The sequence below is a fragment of the Flavobacterium sp. K77 genome (genome assembly GCF_021608205.1).
In the GTDB taxonomy this organism is placed as follows: Bacteria; Bacteroidota; Bacteroidia; order Flavobacteriales; family Flavobacteriaceae; genus Flavobacterium; species Flavobacterium turcicum.
Map to the genome: position 1 here is coordinate 83875 of NZ_JAKIHO010000006.1, position 16990 is coordinate 100864.

At 35.8% G+C, this 16990-nt stretch carries 16 protein-coding genes; 6 read left to right on the forward strand and 10 right to left on the reverse strand.

The features are described from left to right. Nucleotides 1–67: 67 nt before the first annotated feature. A protein-coding gene (prfB, locus tag L1S34_RS11600) for a peptide chain release factor 2 (RefSeq protein WP_236364154.1) occupies nucleotides 68–1163 on the reverse strand; the annotation gives its coding sequence in 2 pieces (ribosomal slippage) (nucleotides 68–1099 and nucleotides 1101–1163; 1095 coding nt in all). Between the two features lie 191 nt (nucleotides 1164–1354). Between prfB and L1S34_RS11605 the strand changes: the two genes are divergently transcribed. Beyond that, on the forward strand, nucleotides 1355–2377 hold the full coding sequence (locus L1S34_RS11605; RefSeq protein WP_236364155.1) for a threonine aldolase family protein: 1023 nt from the start codon (nucleotides 1355–1357) through the stop codon (nucleotides 2375–2377). 79 nt (nucleotides 2378–2456) lie between these two features. On the opposite strand, the gene L1S34_RS11610 is transcribed toward L1S34_RS11605, so the two are convergent. Further along, the gene (locus tag L1S34_RS11610) at nucleotides 2457–2777 is read right to left on the reverse strand and encodes a YbaB/EbfC family nucleoid-associated protein (RefSeq protein ID WP_210790012.1); all 321 of its coding nucleotides are present in this window, start codon (nucleotides 2775–2777) and stop codon (nucleotides 2457–2459) included. 70 nt (nucleotides 2778–2847) lie between these two features. Between L1S34_RS11610 and L1S34_RS11615 the strand changes: the two genes are divergently transcribed. Both L1S34_RS11615 and L1S34_RS11620 read left to right on the forward strand, forming a co-directional pair. Further along, nucleotides 2848–4983, forward strand: a complete 2136-nt coding sequence (locus L1S34_RS11615; RefSeq protein ID WP_370637618.1) for a S9 family peptidase — start codon at nucleotides 2848–2850, stop codon at nucleotides 4981–4983. A 70-nt stretch (nucleotides 4984–5053) separates the two neighbouring features. Then, nucleotides 5054–6094: a PLP-dependent cysteine synthase family protein gene (locus tag L1S34_RS11620; protein WP_166133706.1), complete on the forward strand. Its 1041-nt coding sequence runs from the start codon at nucleotides 5054–5056 to the stop codon at nucleotides 6092–6094. A gap of 130 nt (nucleotides 6095–6224) precedes the next feature. On the opposite strand, the gene L1S34_RS11625 is transcribed toward L1S34_RS11620, so the two are convergent. The 3 genes from L1S34_RS11625 to L1S34_RS11635 are packed head-to-tail and all read right to left on the reverse strand — an operon-like array spanning nucleotide 6225 to nucleotide 7689. Continuing rightward, entirely contained in the window at nucleotides 6225–6935 is a 711-nt protein-coding gene (locus L1S34_RS11625) for a YebC/PmpR family DNA-binding transcriptional regulator (protein ID WP_166133708.1), read from the reverse strand. A gap of 55 nt (nucleotides 6936–6990) precedes the next feature. After that, a complete protein-coding gene (locus L1S34_RS11630) occupies nucleotides 6991–7317 on the reverse strand; it encodes a DUF2752 domain-containing protein (RefSeq protein ID WP_236364156.1) in 327 nt (108 codons plus the stop codon). Between the two features lie 12 nt (nucleotides 7318–7329). Then, the gene (locus L1S34_RS11635; protein WP_166133712.1) at nucleotides 7330–7689 is read right to left on the reverse strand and encodes a TM2 domain-containing protein; all 360 of its coding nucleotides are present in this window, start codon (nucleotides 7687–7689) and stop codon (nucleotides 7330–7332) included. 50 nt (nucleotides 7690–7739) lie between these two features. Here L1S34_RS11635 and L1S34_RS11640 point away from each other — a divergent pair, with 50 nt between their 5' ends. Continuing rightward, nucleotides 7740–8642, forward strand: coding sequence for a hypothetical protein (locus L1S34_RS11640; RefSeq protein ID WP_236364157.1), 903 nt, complete (start codon nucleotides 7740–7742; stop codon nucleotides 8640–8642). Nucleotides 8643–8720: 78 nt separating this feature from the next. On the opposite strand, the gene gcvT is transcribed toward L1S34_RS11640, so the two are convergent. After that, entirely contained in the window at nucleotides 8721–9803 is a 1083-nt protein-coding gene (gene gcvT / locus L1S34_RS11645) for a glycine cleavage system aminomethyltransferase GcvT (protein WP_236364158.1), read from the reverse strand. Nucleotides 9804–10043: 240 nt separating this feature from the next. On the opposite strand from gcvT, the gene L1S34_RS11650 reads away from it, so the two are divergent. Next, on the forward strand, nucleotides 10044–10838 hold the full coding sequence (locus tag L1S34_RS11650) for a HipA family kinase (protein ID WP_236364159.1): 795 nt from the start codon (nucleotides 10044–10046) through the stop codon (nucleotides 10836–10838). Then, nucleotides 10816–11199, forward strand: coding sequence for a DUF3037 domain-containing protein (locus tag L1S34_RS11655; RefSeq protein WP_236364160.1), 384 nt, complete (start codon nucleotides 10816–10818; stop codon nucleotides 11197–11199). Before L1S34_RS11650 ends, L1S34_RS11655 begins: the two co-directional genes overlap by 23 nt. Nucleotides 11200–11213: 14 nt before the next feature. Here the strand turns inward: L1S34_RS11655 and L1S34_RS11660 are convergent, their stop codons facing one another. The 4 genes from L1S34_RS11660 to thrA form a co-directional block, all read right to left on the reverse strand. After that, nucleotides 11214–11723 carry a GNAT family N-acetyltransferase gene (locus L1S34_RS11660; RefSeq protein WP_236364161.1) on the reverse strand — a complete coding sequence of 170 codons (510 nt, stop codon included), beginning with the start codon at nucleotides 11721–11723 and terminating at the stop codon, nucleotides 11214–11216. A gap of 88 nt (nucleotides 11724–11811) precedes the next feature. Further along, nucleotides 11812–13107, reverse strand: coding sequence for a threonine synthase (gene thrC / locus L1S34_RS11665; RefSeq protein WP_236364162.1), 1296 nt, complete (start codon nucleotides 13105–13107; stop codon nucleotides 11812–11814). Nucleotides 13108–13179: 72 nt separating this feature from the next. Beyond that, nucleotides 13180–14100 (reverse strand): homoserine kinase, encoded by a 921-nt coding sequence (locus L1S34_RS11670; protein ID WP_236364163.1) that lies wholly within the window; start codon nucleotides 14098–14100, stop codon nucleotides 13180–13182. A gap of 78 nt (nucleotides 14101–14178) precedes the next feature. Continuing rightward, complete coding sequence (gene thrA, locus L1S34_RS11675; protein WP_236364164.1) at nucleotides 14179–16626, reverse strand: bifunctional aspartate kinase/homoserine dehydrogenase I; 2448 nt, start codon at nucleotides 16624–16626, stop codon at nucleotides 14179–14181. Nucleotides 16627–16990: the final 364 nt, after the last annotated feature.

A 16990-nucleotide genomic window follows, 5' to 3' on the forward strand; every position in this document is an offset into this window, starting at 1 on the left:
ATGCATTTTTAATTTTCTTTTTTTTAATAAAAAATCCTATAAAAATGTTTTTATAGGATTTTAAAATTTATTCTTCTTTTTGTCCCATCATCATCAGATAGGCCTTTAGGAACGCATCAATTTCACCATTCATGACGCCATCCACATTACTCGTTTCGTAGCCTGTCCTGACGTCTTTAACTAGTTTATAAGGTTGCATCACGTAATTTCGGATTTGTGAACCCCACTCAATTTTCATTTTTCCGGCTTCAATATCTGCACGTTGTGCTTGCTTCTTTTTCAATTCAATTTCATACAATTGTGATCGAAGCATTTGCATAGCACGTTGTCTGTTGTCTTGCTGTGAACGCGTTTCTGAACATTGAATTTGAATACCGGTTGGTTTGTGAAACAGCTGTACTTTGGTTTCTACCTTGTTCACGTTTTGACCACCTGCGCCACTAGAGCGAGAGGTAGTAATTTCAATATCCGCAGGATTGATTTCAATTTCAATACTATCGTCAACAAGCGGGTACACGTAAACGGACACAAATGAAGTATGTCGTTTGGCGTTACTATCAAAAGGCGAAATACGTACTAAACGGTGTACGCCGTTTTCTCCTTTGAGATAGCCAAATGAATAATCGCCCTCAAATTCTAAAGTTACTGTCTTGATTCCAGCGGCTTCTCCTTTTTGAAAGTTCAGTTCTTTGATTTTATAACCGTATTTTTCGCCCCACATCATGTACATACGCGTAAGCATTTCGGCCCAATCACAACTTTCAGTTCCACCAGCACCAGCTGTAATTTGAATGACTGCACTAAGCGTATCGCCTTCGTCAGAGAGCATGTTTTTGAATTCGATGGCCTCAATATGTACCTCTGTTTTGGTGTATTGCTCGTCTAATTCTTCGGTAGAAAGTTCTCCTTCTTTATAAAAATCATAGGCTAACTCTAATTCGTCGGTCATTTCAACCGCTTTATTGTAGTCTTCTATCCATTTTTTTTTGTTTCGAAGATTTTTTACCAAAAGTTCAGCCTCTTTAGGATTGTTCCAAAAATCGGGAGCAAATGTTTTTTCTTCTTCGTTAGAAATTTCAATTAGTTTGGCATCAACGTCAAAGATACCTCCTCAACGCACCAAGGCGCTCCACAATACCTTTTATTTGTTCGGTAGTTGTCATAAAAATTAGTGTACTAGGTTGTTATTTTATCATTTTACCTCGCTACGTTTTTGCTGTGTAATATTAGTTCAGATTTAACGGAACTTATTGGAAATAACAATTCGTATTGTGTAAATTTGTGCCACAAAAATAGGAAAATTATGCGACGGTGCAATTGTAAGTATTGCACGGTGTCTAAATAAAAATATATTATGGAAATAAATTTAATAAGCGATACGATTACAAAACCTTCTCGCGAAATGCTAGTGCACATGTTAAACGCAACTGTGGGAGACGATGTGTACAAGCAAGATCCTACAGTTATTGCTCTTGAAGCCAAGGTAGCTGCTATGTTCGGTATGGAGGCTGGACTTTTTTTTCCTTCAGGAACGATGGCTAACCAAACGGCCATTAAATTACATACGCAACCAGGCGAGCAGTTAATTGCCGACAAATATGCACATGTTTATCATTACGAAGGTGGTGGAGTTTCGTTCAATAGCGGTGTATCCTGCTGTTTGCTTGATGGAAAACGCGGAATGATTACAGCAGATCAGGTGGCAGCAGCGATTAATGATCCTGAATTTTACCACAGCCCGTTAACGAGTTTGGTTTGCGTTGAAAACACTACCAATAAAGGCGGTGGCGCTTGTTATGAAATTGAAGATTTGCAAAAAATTCAAGCAGTTTGTAAAGCCAATAATTTGAAATTCCATTTAGATGGCGCGCGAATTTGGAATGCATTGGTAGCTAAACGACAAGATCCTAGAGCTTTTGGGCAAATTTTTGATACGATTTCAGTGTGTTTATCAAAAGGTTTGGGAGCTCCAATTGGTTCTGTGCTTTTGGGTGATAAAGCAACAATTCATCGTGCTTTACGCATCCGAAAAATATTTGGTGGAGGAATGCGCCAAGTAGGTTATTTGGCTGCAGCCGGAATTTATGCATTAGACAATAATATTGAGCGCTTGGCCGAAGACCACCGCAGAGCCAAAGAAATTGCAGAAGTATTGAAAAAGGTAAGTTGGGTAGCTTCTGTAGAGCCAGTAGAAACAAATATTTTGATTTTTACTTTGGTTCCGAATGTAATCGAGAAGAATTTAATCGAACTTTTAAAGCAAAAAAATATTTTAATTAGTTCAATGGGTCATGGTAAATTACGTATCGTAACCCATTTAGATTATAAAGAAGTAATGCATACTTATGTGCTTGAAACACTTCAAAAATTAGTATAAAACTAATTCAAAAATTTTTTAAAGTTTAAGGTTTACCATTATTATTGATTTCAAAAAATGGTAAACCTTAAACGTTTTTTTATTTAAACAAATTATCCATTCCTGGAATCATCGGCATATCCATTTTTGCCACAGCATCCAATTCGGCTTCATTAACTTGAGAAGCTTTTGCGATAGCTTTGTTTAAAACCAAAATCATATAATCCTCTAGTTGTTCTTTATCCTCCAAAAGTGCATCATCAATACTAATTGATTTGATCGCTCTGTTAGCAGTTAGAGTCACTTTTAGTAATCCATCTGAACTTTGTTCGTCAATCAATACTGTATCAAGTCTTTTTTTTGTGTCTTCTATTTTTTGTTGGGTCTCTTTTAATTTGCCCATCATTCCCATTAAATCCATGTTTAGCTATTTTTAAGTTAATTCAGATACAAAATTACTATATTGCGTAGTCATTATCAATAAAAGATTCATGAAAAACACACCCTTCCTTAGTGGTGTTTGTCTTATTTTTGCAATTGTAAATAGTAATGTGCAAGCACAAAAAATAGTAACTCCTATGACTCAGCCAAAAGCTAAAATTATACCTAAAACGCTAGAAAAACACAATCAAAAACGTATCGATAATTATTTTTGGCTAAACGATCGCGAGAATCCAGAAGTCATTGATTATTTGAATCAAGAAAATGCCTACTACGAAGCTGCTACTGCTGGTACGAAAGATTTTCAGAAGGCTTTGTATGAAGAAATGAAAGCTCGTATTAAAGAAGATGACCAGTCCGTACCGTATTTGTATAATGGTTATTATTACATTACTCGTTACGAAACAGGAAAAGATTATCCGATTTATTCTCGAAAAAAAGGAAGCTTGAGCGCTGCAGAAGAAATTCTTTTTGATTGTAATGAATTAGCCAAAGGTCACTCTTATTTTCAACTTGGCGGTATGAGTATCAGCCCTGATAATAAATTGGTGAGTTTCGGAATCGATACGGTGGGAAGAAGAATTTACACCATTCAAGTCAAAAACTTAGAAACGGGCGAATTATTCTCTGATACCATTGAAAATGCTGACGGTAGTTCAGTTTGGGCAAATGATAATAAAACTATTTTTTATACCCGACAAGACACGGTTACGTTGCGTTCCGATAAGGTTTTTAAACACAAAGTAGGTACTTCAGCTGATCAAGATGTGGTTGTTTTTTATGAAAAAGACGATACATTTAGTGTTTCTGTTGGTAAAGAAAAGTCCAAAAAATATATTGTAATCAGTTCCGGAAGTACCCTAACAACGGAGTACCGCATTTTAAATGCGGAGCAGCCTGACGGCGAATTTGCGATTTTTCAAAAAAGGGTTCGTGGTTTAGAATATAGTATTTCGCATTTTGGTGATTCTTTCTACATTTTGACCAACAAGGATAAGGCGAGTAATTTCAAACTAATGAAAACTCCAGAAAACGCTACATCTAAAGAAAATTGGAAAGATGTAATTGCACACCGTGAAGATGTTTTGCTGGAAGATATTGAAATTTTTAAAAACTATTTAGTTGTAGAAGAACGCTCCAATGGTTTAAATCACATCCGAATTATGCCTTGGAGTGGGGAAGCGGACTATTATCTACCTTTTGGTAGTGAGACTTACAATGCTTTCACTACGACGAATATCGATTTTGATACAGATGTTTTGCGTTACAGTTACCAGTCATTGGCTACACCTTCGTCAGTCATTGATTTTAACATGGCAACTAAGGAGAAAACGATTCTAAAAGAGCAACAAGTTCTAGGTGGTAAATTTGATAAAGAAAATTATACCGAAGAACGTGTATGGGCTACTGCGAAGGATGGTACCAAAGTGCCAATTTCGATGGTTTACAGAAAAGGCTTAAAGAAAGATGGTAAAAATCCTTTATTACTTTATGCATATGGTTCATATGGTGTAACGATGGATACCTATTTTTCTTCTACACGACTTTCTATCTTAGATCGTGGATTTGTTTTTGCAATTGCACACATCCGCGGAGGCGAAGATTTAGGAAGGCAATGGTACGAAGATGGGAAATTGCTGAAAAAGAAAAACACGTTTACTGATTTTATTGACTGCTCGAAATTTGTAATAGAGCAAGGTTATACCTCTGCAGATCATTTGTACGCTGAAGGAGGTTCAGCAGGTGGATTGTTAATGGGTGCGGTGGTCAATATGGCTCCTGAATTGTATAAAGGCGTAATTGCTCAGGTGCCGTTTGTTGATGTTGTAACAACCATGCTAGATGATACTATACCATTGACAACGGGTGAATACGACGAATGGGGAAATCCAAACGTAAAAAAATACCATGATTATATGTTGTCTTATTCGCCTTATGATAACGTAAAAGCACAAAAATACCCTAATATGCTTATTACAACAGGCCTGCACGATTCGCAGGTGCAGTATTGGGAGCCTGCCAAATGGGTGGCCAAGCTTCGTGCATTTAAAACCGATGATAACGTTTTGTATTTGAATACCAATATGGATGCGGGTCATGGCGGGGCTTCAGGGCGATTTGAAGCATTGAAAGAACTCGCTAAGGAATACAGTTTTTTGTTAGATTTAGAAGAAATTAAAAACTAATTAGATTATTTTTGTTAAATTTGCACCATGCGCGTTCGAATTTATAGTCGGTGCGACTAACTATTTTTTTATGAAAAAAGAAATATCTGCTTATAATAATGTCTTAGAATTAATAGGGAATACACCCCTTATTAAACTAAATAAAGTTACTGAAGATCTAGTTGGAAATTTTTACGCTAAGGTTGAAGCTTTTAATCCAGGACATTCCTCTAAAGATAGAATTGCATTATATATAATTGAAGAAGCTGAAAAACGTGGAATTTTAACTCCTGGTGATACCATTATAGAAACTACGTCAGGGAATACGGGATTTAGTTTGGCTATGGTAAGTATCATTAAAGGGTATAATTGCATTTTAGCAGTAAGTTCAAAGTCATCAAAAGATAAAATTGACATGTTGCGTAGCTTGGGCGCCAAAGTTTATGTTTGCCCAGCGCACGTTTCAGCAGATGATGAGCGATCTTATTATAATGTTGCAAAACGTTTACACGAAGAAACAAAAGGGTCAGTTTACATCAATCAATACTTTAATCAGTTGAATATTGATGCACATTATAACTCTACCGGTCCAGAAATTTGGAAACAAACTAACGGACAGATTACGCATTTAGTTGCTTGCAGCGGAACCGGAGGAACTATTTCTGGTACTGCCAAATATTTGAAAGAGCAAAATCCGAATATCAAAATTTTAGGAGTAGATGCTTTTGGTTCGGTGTTAAAAAAATACCACGAAACAAGAGAGTTTGATAACGAAGAAATTTATCCATACCGTATTGAAGGGTTAGGGAAAAATTTAATTCCATCGGCAACTGATTTTGATATTATTGACAAGTTCATGAAAGTGACTGATGAGGAAAGTGCTCATACTGCTCGTGAAATCACTAAAAAAGAAGGTTTGTTTGTAGGATATACTTCTGGTGCAGTTATGCAAGCCATCAAGCAATATGCTGAAGAAGGAGAGTTTGATGAAAACAGCAACGTAATTGCTATTTTTCCTGATCATGGTTCTCGTTATATGAGCAAAGTATTTAGCGATGATTGGATGAATGAGCAAGGCTTTTTTGATAGCATCAACGAAGAGGAAGTTCAAAAAATCGAATTCATTAAATAGTTCAACATTGAATTAAATTCCATACAAAACTCCAGAGCAATCTGGAGTTTTTTTTGCTTTGTGGTTAATTATAGCGGTAAAAAAAAAGCCCTTGTAAAACAAGAGCTTTTAGAATTGTATAACAAGGAATTTATTCTTCCATAGTGTGATACACGTTCATCACGTCATCATCTTCTTCGATTTTTTCGATCAATTTTTCCACATCCGCCATTTCAGCTTCAGTAAGTTTTTTAGTAATTTGTGGAATTCTTTCAAAACCTGAAGAAAGAATTTCTATTCCGCGACTTTCTAGTTCTTTTTGGATGGTTCCAAAGCTTCCAAAAGGCGCATAAATTAAAATACCATCTTCATCAGCAAAAATTTCTTCTGCACCAAAATCGATAAATTCTAATTCGAGTTCTTCGATATCTTGGTTGTTATTCGGAATACGGAAATTACAAGTGTGGTCAAACATAAACTCCACAGATCCTTGCGTTCCTAGAGTACCGTTACATTTATTGAAATAACTGCGAATGTTGGCTACTGTACGATTATTGTTATCTGTTGCTGTTTCGATTAAAATAGCAATTCCGTGTGGAGCGTAACCCTCAAATAATTGTTCTTTGTAGTTAGCTGTATCTTTGTCAGTTGCTTTTTTGATGGCGCGTTCCACATTTTCTTTTGGCATGTTAACTGCCTTCGAGTTTTGGATCACCGCTCTTAGTCTGGAGTTGGCTTCTGGATTTGGTCCACCTTCTTTCACAGCCATCACGATATCCTTACCAATTCTGGTAAACGCTTTGGCCATTGCTGACCAACGTTTCATTTTTCTTCCTTTTCGAAATTCAAACGCTCTTCCCATTTCTATTAATTATTTTGAAGTGCAAATATAAAAAAATAAAGCAAAAAAAAGAGGCCTAAGCCTCTTTTGGATAAGTTAATCTACCTATAATGCCCGGCATTTTTTTACCTTGAATATCGTAAATTGCTTTTAGCCACATGACAAATAGCATCGGTACTACAACAAAGCAAAGTGGGTTATATTCCCAAGCTTTAATAAAGTCAAAATGAATAAAATGCATTACAGCTCTTGTGAGTCCGCAAGCATAACATTCAATTCCTGCCAATACTACAGACAAGCAAGTGCTTTCTCCATTATCAAACAAAGTTTTCGGTAAAAAGAGCAAAACAATTGGCGCTAATATCAATACAAGATTCGAAAGGTAAAAATAAGCTTTACGCATTTTTAGGTTGTCTTAAAGTGTTGTAGAGTATGAACCTCCTTTTGGTTGTAAATCTCCAGTGATGATGCGAATTAAGTCAATTAAAGCCCAAATTCCGCAACCTCCGAATGTTAACAACTGAACAATTCCTTGCCAAGTGTACCCTAGGTAAAAACGGTGAATACCAATTGCACCAACGAAAAAAGCTAATAATAAAGCTATCAATTGGCTTTTTCCGCTTGCAATAGCGGCTGGAGATGATAACTCATCTTCTTGAGTGTTCACTACTGTAGTGTTTTCACTCGTTGCTCTTTGCACAGGGAAAGACGCGTAGGTTGTTGTCAAAACACCTAAAAATAACAGTACAACTGTAAAAAGTAATTTGATTTTCATAAGAAAAAGTTTAAGTTTGTGCCAAATATAAATAAAAAACTAAAATACCGATGTATATTTTTATTAAAAAAAGAACAATTTTTTTTCTGTGCCTCCTAGGATACTTCCTAACAGCAGAAAAAGCATTTTCACAAAATAATTATGAGTTTCTTGGAGCATTAAAACTGAATGGAAATGAAAAAAGTGTTATCACATACCGTTTGGTTTTTGAGGAATTGAACGGAAAATTAAAGGGCTATTCAATTACTGATTTAGCAGGTAAGCATGAAACCAAAAATTTAATAGAAGGTAGCTATAATAAAAAACTAAAGTTGTTTGAGTTCCGCGAAACAAATATTGTGTACACCAAATCAAAGTTTGAGCAGAGTGCATTTTGTTTTGTTAATTTCTCAGGAAAATTAAAGTTGGTGCAAAGTACTAGTAAATTAGAAGGAGCATTTAAAGGTTTGTACAAAAATAAACAGAAGTGTATTGATGGTACACTTGTTTTAATAGGAAGTACTAAACTTTATAATTTGGTCAATAAGGTAAATAATCGCATTCAAAAATCGAATAAGGTTGATGTGAAAACTAAAGAGAATATTAATCCTTTGAAAGTCTTGGACAGTTTAAAAACAAATCGATTGAGTAACGATGAAAATTTAAATGTTTTTTGGGGATCGAATAAATTTAAAATGGAGATTTACGACATTGGTAAAGAAGATGGCGATGTGGTAAATATTTATCAAAATAACAAATTAATTCTGACCAAGCATAAATTAACCAATGCTAAAAGAATTATCGAAGTATTTCTGGATGGGACTAAAAATGAGTTTAAAATTGAAGCAATTAACGAAGGTACAATAGCCCCTAATACCGCTAAAATTACTTTGTTTGATGGAGATACCTCTTTTGACTTAATGTCGAATTTAAAGAAAGGGGAGAAAGCAAGCATCACAATTCATAAAAAATAAACTAATTTCTTGAAGTTCGAGATAAAAAAAACCGGAAGCTACTGCTTACCGGTTTTTTGTTTAAGATCCTTTAAAGGATTATTTTTTGTAAAAAGGTAGCTTAACTACTTTTGCAGGAACATCATTTTTTCTGATTCGGATAAAAATATCACGATCAATATTACTGTTTTCTGTGGTAACGTATCCTAATCCAATTCCCTTGTTCATAGAAGGCGACATAGTTCCTGAAGTTACAATACCAATTATAGTTCCTTCAGCATTCACTATTTCGTAATCGTGTCTTGGTACGGCACGTTCTTGCATTTCGAAAGCTACTAATTTGCGGCTAACTCCTTTTTCTTTTTGTTCTTTTAAATTTGCGGCATTCACAAAATCTTTGTTGAATTTTGTAATCCAGCCTAAACCAGCTTCTAATGGCGAGGTGGTATCGTTGATGTCGTTTCCGTACAAACAGAATCCCATTTCCAGTCGTAAAGTATCACGAGCTGCCAAACCAATTGGTTTGATTCCAAATGCAGCACCTGCCTCAAAAACTTTGTTCCAAATTTGCTCTACTTCATCATTCTTGCAATAAATTTCGAAGCCGCCTGAACCTGTGTATCCCGTTGCTGAAATAATAACATTTTCAATCCCTGCAAAGTCACTCACTTCGAAATGATAATAGGCAATAGACGCTAAATCAACAGAAGTTAATGATTGCATTGCCTCAACTGCTTTTGGCCCTTGAATAGCTAAAAGTGAATAGTCGTCTGATAGGTTTTTCATATCTACACCTAAATCATTGTGGCTAGAAATCCATTCCCAATCTTTATCAATGTTTGATGCATTTACGACCAAAAGATATTGCTCTTCTTTCATTTTGTACACCAATAAATCGTCTACAATTCCGCCATCAGCATTAGGTAAACAAGAATATTGCGCTCTTCCAATAGTTAAAGTAGCTGCATCATTTGATGTTACTTTTTGGATTAAAGCTAGAGCATTTGGTCCCGTAAGCAAAAATTCGCCCATGTGCGAAACATCAAAAACACCTACCGCGTTACGTACGGTTTCGTGTTCAGCATTAACTCCTTCGTATAAAATAGGCATGTTAAAGCCTGCAAATGGTAGTATTTTTGCTCCTAAACTTTCATGTATGTGCGTTAGCGCAGTATTTTTCATTGTGTTGAATCTAAAATTTTAAGTCGCTAATTTATTGATTTTATTCGGTGTGACAAAGGTTCTTTGAGGGATTATTTCAATCGTTTTCGGTGTTGTGTTTTTTGATTATCGGTTAGGAAAATGAATATCGATTCATTCGATTAGCAATGCCCAATAAATAGTATTGGTGCTAATTCTGATATTTTACAGCACTTATTTGTAAATTTGCAAATAGGTAAAAATGCCTTAGCCAATTAAATTATGGATAAAACACTGCATCTGAGAACAGTAAACGTGACGCGTTACATTACGCCTTTACGGGAAGGTGGATCGTTGCCCGCATTAGCTGAAGCCGATGATGATTTTAAATATGTCTTAAAATTTAAAGGAGCAGGGCATGGTGTAAAAGCACTTATTGCGGAGTTAATTGGGGGAGAAATTGCTCGTTTTTTGGGTTTGAAAATGCCTGAATTGGTTTTTGCACACCTTGACGAAGCTTTTGGTCGCTCAGAGGCAGATGAAGAAATTCAAGATTTACTACAAGGTAGTCAAGGTCTTAATTTGGCACTGCATTATTTGTCTGGTGCTATTAATTTTGACCCTGTAGTTACGCAAGTTGATGCTAAATTAGCTTCTCAAATTGTTTGGTTGGATGCTTTTATTACCAATGTAGATCGTACGTTTAGAAATACTAATATGTTGTTGTGGAAAAAAGAATTGTGGTTGATTGATCACGGTGCTAGTTTGTACTTTCATCATTCTTGGACTACATGGGAGAAGCATGCACAAAGTCCTTTTGGGTTGATTAAAGATCATGTACTTTTGCCACAAGCTACGTTACTTGATGAAGTAGATGCTGCTAGTAAAACTCTTTTAACGCCTAAGGTTTTACAAGAAATTGTCAATTTAATCCCTGAAGTTTGGTTGCATTGGGAAGATACAGATGAAACTCCTGAACAAATCCGCCAAGTGTATTTCAACTTTTTAACGACCCGATTACAACATTCTGAAATTTTTATAAAAGAAGCGCAAAATGCAAGAAAAACACTTATATGAGTACGCGGTAATACGAGTGGTACCTCAAGTTGAGCGCGAAGAATTTCTCAATGTTGGTGTCATTCTGTTTTGTAAAAAAGCCAAATTTATTAAAGTTCTTTTTACCATCAATGCTTTGAAATTGCAATTATTTTCGAAAGAATTAGACGTTGAACAACTGCAATTAAATGTCGAGGCTTTGGCAAAAATTGCGCATGGCGAAAAACAAGCAGGCCCAATAGCGCAGTTTGATATTCCTTCTCGTTTTAGATGGTTAACCGCCTTGCGCAGCTCTGTGATACAAACTTCTCGTCCGCATGCGGGACTGTGCGATGATTTAGATTTAACTACCCAACGCCTATTTGAAGAAATGGTTTTGTAACCCAAATGGTTTTCTTAAAGTACCTTTTCGAGAACTAAAAATTCTAGTGGCTCAGCTGTAATCGGAATATGGACATCACTTGAGGGAAATGGCTCGCGTGCGCCTGTTTCTGTATAACCATTGCGTTTGTACCATGCTATTAGTTCCTCTCTAACAGATATTACTGTCATTACAATTTTGGGTAATGAAAGTGATTTGGCATGAATTTCAGCTTTTTGAAGTAGTTTTTTACCAACACCTCCATTTTGTAATTCGGGTGATACTGTCAGCATTCCCAAATACAGTTGATTTTCCTTTTGAACTAACAAAACACAACCAATAATTTTGTCTTGATCAGTGTATTTTAAGATAGTATTTTTCGGATCATTTAAGGTTTCTGCTAATTCCCTTTCGGTGGTTCGCAAACCTTCTAAAATGTTGGCTTCTGTAGTCCAGCCTTTTTTAGAGGATTCGCCGCGATAAGCCGAATTTATCAATGTGTTGAGTGCCGTGATATCAGATGCGGTTGCTTTGGTAATCATCATTTTTTACGTGTTAGGATGTCAAAGATATAAAAAAGGCGCATCGTAAACCGCACATTTGAATTCCTTATATAATTTTGTTTCTAATGGATTAATTCTGTAACAAATAGTTTTTCAAATCCTCATAATTTCGTACTGAAACACTCAATTTTTCTTGGTTTAATATTGGTTCAATTTGCATCGGAATTGGTAGTTTTATCTTCAAAGCAGGCTCTACAGTATCTAAAAATTTAATGGGATGGGCTGTTTCTAAAAATATACCAATAGCCTCAGGATGGTTTTGTAATTCTTGTTTTAAACCAATGTAGCCAACCGCGCCGTGAGGTTCAGCAACATAGCCAGATTTATCAAATATATTTTTCATTGCAACCAAGGTTTCCTCATCAGTAAATGAAAACGAACTAAAATCTTTTTTGAATTCTGCTAAATCATTTTGGTAAAGCTCCTGAATGCGTATAAAATTACTCGGGTTTCCTACATCCATTGCATTTGAAATGGTTGCTTTTGATGGTTTAGGATTGTATTTTCCTTCTTCTAAAAAGCGTGGAACGGTATCATTTACATTTGTAGCTGCAATAAAATGTTGAACAGGTAAACCCATTTTTTTGGCTACAATTCCCGCGCAAATGTTGCCGAAGTTTCCACTTGGGCACGAAAAAACTAGAGGTTTGTTGTGTTTTTTTAAAGCTTTGTAGGTAAAGAAAAAGTAAAACATTTGCGGCAACCAACGCGCAATATTAATTGAATTAGCCGAAGTAAGATTTTTGTGTCGCAATGTTTCATCTAAAAAGGCTTTTTTAACCATGTCTTGGCAATCATCAAAAAAACCATCAACTTCAAGTGCTGTTATATTTTGCCCCAAGGTTGTCAATTGACGCTCTTGAATGTCGCTTACTTTTCCTGAAGGATATAAAATTACAACGTCAACGCCAGGAACTCCCAAAAAACCACTTGCAACTGCACCTCCTGTGTCGCCAGATGTAGCCACTAAAACGGTATTGTGGCTGTTATTTTTATCAGAGTTAAAATAGCCTAAGCATCGTGACATGAATCTTGCCCCAACATCTTTAAACGCCATGGTTGGACCATGAAATAATTCAAGTGAAAAAATATTACTCTCTATTTCAACAACAGGAAAATCAAAACAAAGTGTTTCTGAAATGATTTGTTTTAAAATTGCTCCAGGAATTTCGTCTCCTACGAATTGTTTAATGGCTTCGAAAGCGATTTCCTCATGACTCATTTTCTCAATATTTTCGAAAAAACTATCAGGAAGTCGTGTTATCGATTCTGGGAAATACAAACCTTTGTCGCTGGCTAATCCTTGCTCAACGGCCTCTTGAAAAGTAACGTTTGGGGCATTGTGGTTTAAACTATAGTATTGCATGCTTAATGTTGTAAGTAGTTGTGTTATTTTTTTAATTTAAATTATTGCTTTGTAAGCAACTGAAATTATCGTTTAGATAATTTTAATTCCTTCATCATTTACTTTTGAAACATGTATTTCGTAAGGTAGATTCATTGCATCATATACTTTGCTCATGCCTTTTGCAACAGCATTGGCAGTTTCTAGTCCTTTGCTCAAGGCAAAAATTGAAGGTCCAGAACCTGAAATTCCAGAGCCGAGCGCGCCATTTGCATAAGCACTTTTTTTAATGAGATCAAAACCAGGAATCAATACAGAACGAAGTGGTTCGACAATTTCGTCGTGTAACGAGCGACCAATCAATTCATAATCCTGCGTGTACAAGCCAGCAACCAAGCCGCCTACATTTCCCCATTGTGTGATGGCGCTTTTTAACGAAACGGTTTGTTTTAATACGGAGCGGGCATCAGAAGTTTTGAGTTCAATTTGAGGATGAACAACGGTTGCATATAAATCGGTTGGACTTGGAATTTTTACAATATCAAGCGGACTCGAACTCCTAACAAGTGTAAAACCGCCAAGTAGTGCAGGCGCCACGTTATCAGCATGTGCATTTCCGCTTGCTAACTTTTCGCCTTGCATGGCAAATAATACCAATTCTTTCCTAGTAAATGGTTTATCCAATAATTCGTTAATACCGAAAACGGCGCCTGCTGAACTAGCTGCGCTACTGCCAATACCACTGCCAGCTTTGATGCGTTTGTATATTTCAATTTCGAATCCAAATGGCGAATCAATTTGCTCCAGCATCGCGAGAGCTGCGACACCAGCCACATTTTTTTCGGTTTCCAAAGGTAAATCAGCACCGTCTATTTTGATGATTCGAACTCCCTTTTCAGTAGATTTTCGAACAATCATCTGATCGCCTGCGGTTTCCAAGCAAAGACCTAGAACATCGAATCCGCAGGATAAATTGGCAATTGTTGCAGGGCAAAATAACTTTATTTCGTTCATGATTTTTTGTTTTAAGTTTAAAGTTGTTTTCAGTTCTTGAAATTGAAACTTTAAACTAAGAAGACTTTAAACTATTTTTTAAATATTTCCAATTCGAATCACATCAGCAAAAATTCCGGAAGCGGTTACTGCAGCTCCTGCACCAGCTCCTTTAATTAGCAACGGTTGATCAGAGTAACGGTCTGTGAAAAAGAGCACGATATTGTCTTTTCCCTCCAAATTGTAAAAAGGATGGTCTTTCGGGATGAAACGCAAGCCAACATTAGCTTTTCCATTTTCAAACTGAGCTACATATTTTAATCGCGAATCTTTAGCAATTGCCTCTTGAAGTATGGTGTTAAAATGATCAGCATGCGAAATTAATGATGCAAAAAAGGCCTCGTTGTTTGATGTTTCCAAACAAGCTGCTGGCAGGAAAGATTCGTTTGAAATTTCGTCAATTTCCATTTTGTAGCCACTTTCACGAATCAGAATTAAAATTTTACGCGCTACATCAATTCCACTCAAATCAATCTTCGGATCAGGCTCGGTAAATCCTTGAACACCTGCTTCTTTAACTACATCATGAAAACTGCTGCTTTCATTAAAATTATTGAAAATAAAGTTTAAACTACCCGATAAAACGGCTTGAATTTTATTGACTTTATCTCCAGATGCCACCAGGTTTTTTACGGTGTCAATAATTGGTAAACCCGCTCCAACATTGGTTTCAAATAAAAATGGCGCATTGTATTGGCGAGATAATTTTTTCAATTTTTTATAATTATCAAACTCAGATGCGCAAGCAATTTTGTTGCAAGTTACTACGGCAATATTTTGTTTTAAATAATGTTCATAGGTTTGCGAAACGCTTTCATTTGCAGTAATATCTACAAATATACTGTTACGTAAATTGAGTTCTTTGGCTGTTTTGAAAAACAGAGAAGCATCAGCTGCATCGCCTGTGTCTAGCAAAAATTGCCATTCTTTTAAAGAAATTCCGTCTTCGTCAAAATACATTTTACGTGAGTTTGATAAAGCAATAACACGTAAGTTGATTTTTAATTTTTCTTTTAGGAATTTTTTCTGTTGGTGAATTTGTTCAATGAATTTTTCGCCTACATTACCTACGCCCATCACAAAAAGGTTCAATTGCTTGGTGTTTTCTTCAAAAAAGTTCTCGTGAAGCGTGTTTAAAGCCTTTTTTACATCACGCTCATTAATCACTGCTGATATGTTTCGTTCAGAAGCACCCTGAGCAATTGCTCGAATATTGACATTGTTTTTACCCAAAGTACTAAACATTCGGCCACTTAATCCCTGATGATTTTTCATGTTTTCACCAACCAAAGCGATAATGCATAAATTTTTTTCAACGATGCAAGGTTGAATTTTATTTTGAGAAATTTCTATTTCAAAGGCTTTGTTGATGGCATTTTCAGCTGTGTCAGCATCTGAATTTAAAATTCCGATGCAAATAGAATGTTCCGAAGAAGCTTGTGTGATAAAAATTACGTTTATGTTTTTTTGTGAAAGCACTTCAAAAAGACGTTTTGATGATCCAGAAACACCAATCATTCCTGAACCTTCAAGAGTTACCAATGTAATGGAATCGATGTGAGTGATGCCTTTTACGGGACTATTTTGCGTAAAAATGTCATTCGAAATATAGGTGCCAATGGCAGTGGGATCGAAAGTGTTTTTAATCAAAATAGGAATGCTCTCGCGTAAAACGGGCTGAATTGTTGGCGGATAAAGTACTTTGGCTCCAAAATGAGACAATTCCATAGCCTCTTGATACGACAAGTTTGCAATTGGTTTGGCTTGCTTTACAATTTTAGGATTTGCAGTAAACATCCCGTTTACATCCGTCCAAATTTCTAATTGATGCGCTCGCAAGGCTGCTGCAAGTATTGCTGCCGTATAATCTGAACCTCCACGCCCCAAAGTAGTAGTAATTCCTTCTGTTGAAGCAGCTATAAATCCAGGCATAATCACAACTTCCTGATTGTTTGTTTGAAAGTACTCTTGAATTAAAGCATTCGTTACCTCAAAATTTACGCTTGCCTTTCCGAAACTGCTATCAGTTTTAATAAGTTCGCGACTGTCTTTGTAACCGCTGTTTTTTATTTTTTGCTGTAAAGCTTCAGAAATAATGTATGCTGAAAGTAGTTCACCAAAACTCAGTATTGTATCTGATGTTCTAGCAGATAGTTCGCCCAGCAAGAAACAGCCATCCAATAAAGTTTCAAGATGATTGATGATACGTTTTATATGACTCAACAAAGCACTTTGCTCGCTCACAGGAATCAATGCTTTAAGCGCTTCTAAATGTTTGGTTTCGATTTCTGCTACTAATTCTTTGAATCTATCATCGCCTTGTGCTGCTTTTTGCGATGCGAGTTGTAGTAAATCAGTGACTTTACTAAACGCAGAAACCACTACAACTAAGTGTTCTCCTGATCTTGATTCTTCAATTATTTCTAAAACTAATTTTATATTTTGGGCATTGGCTACTGATGTGCCACCAAATTTTAAGACTTTCATGTGTTGTAATGTATAAAGTTGTGTGCTGTGTTTGTGTGAATGAGATCGTATTTTATTGTTGTAAATACCTTTTTACAACTGTAGTTTGGTCTCTTTGTAAATAGGAGACAAATAAAAATACTTGGTTATATGTAGATTGTTTACCCCAAAGGGGTAGTGGTAGTTGTAGTAAACGTCATGGTAGTAATCGCCTCAGTTGAGATCGATTTAGAAGAAACTAGTATGTAATTTTTTTGTTCCATGATTGTTTTTCAAAAATAAGGTTTTTTGTAGAAATGAAAGTCTAAAATGCTCTTTTTGTGAATATTTGATTATTGTAGTTTTAAATTAAGAATTGCTAAAGATTGGTTGTTTTTAGTACGGT

Coding starts and splice junctions, on each gene's coding strand:
- L1S34_RS11640 (WP_236364157.1), top strand. CDS start 7,740: ATGTATATTTTTATTAAAAAAAGAACAATTTTTTTTCTGTGCCTCCTA.
- L1S34_RS11610 (WP_210790012.1), bottom strand. CDS start 2,777: ATGGATTTAATGGGAATGATGGGCAAATTAAAAGAGACCCAACAAAAA.
- L1S34_RS11670 (WP_236364163.1), bottom strand. CDS start 14,100: ATGAACGAAATAAAGTTATTTTGCCCTGCAACAATTGCCAATTTATCC.
- L1S34_RS11655 (WP_236364160.1), top strand. CDS start 10,816: ATGCAAGAAAAACACTTATATGAGTACGCGGTAATACGAGTGGTACCT.
- L1S34_RS11615 (WP_370637618.1), top strand. CDS start 2,848: ATGAAAAACACACCCTTCCTTAGTGGTGTTTGTCTTATTTTTGCAATT.
- thrC (WP_236364162.1), bottom strand. CDS start 13,107: ATGCAATACTATAGTTTAAACCACAATGCCCCAAACGTTACTTTTCAA.
- L1S34_RS11620 (WP_166133706.1), top strand. CDS start 5,054: ATGAAAAAAGAAATATCTGCTTATAATAATGTCTTAGAATTAATAGGG.
- L1S34_RS11630 (WP_236364156.1), bottom strand. CDS start 7,317: ATGCGTAAAGCTTATTTTTACCTTTCGAATCTTGTATTGATATTAGCG.
- thrA (WP_236364164.1), bottom strand. CDS start 16,626: ATGAAAGTCTTAAAATTTGGTGGCACATCAGTAGCCAATGCCCAAAAT.
- L1S34_RS11625 (WP_166133708.1), bottom strand. CDS start 6,935: ATGGGAAGAGCGTTTGAATTTCGAAAAGGAAGAAAAATGAAACGTTGG.
- L1S34_RS11605 (WP_236364155.1), top strand. CDS start 1,355: ATGGAAATAAATTTAATAAGCGATACGATTACAAAACCTTCTCGCGAA.
- L1S34_RS11660 (WP_236364161.1), bottom strand. CDS start 11,723: ATGATGATTACCAAAGCAACCGCATCTGATATCACGGCACTCAACACA.
- gcvT (WP_236364158.1), bottom strand. CDS start 9,803: ATGAAAAATACTGCGCTAACGCACATACATGAAAGTTTAGGAGCAAAA.
- L1S34_RS11650 (WP_236364159.1), top strand. CDS start 10,044: ATGGATAAAACACTGCATCTGAGAACAGTAAACGTGACGCGTTACATT.
- L1S34_RS11635 (WP_166133712.1), bottom strand. CDS start 7,689: ATGAAAATCAAATTACTTTTTACAGTTGTACTGTTATTTTTAGGTGTT.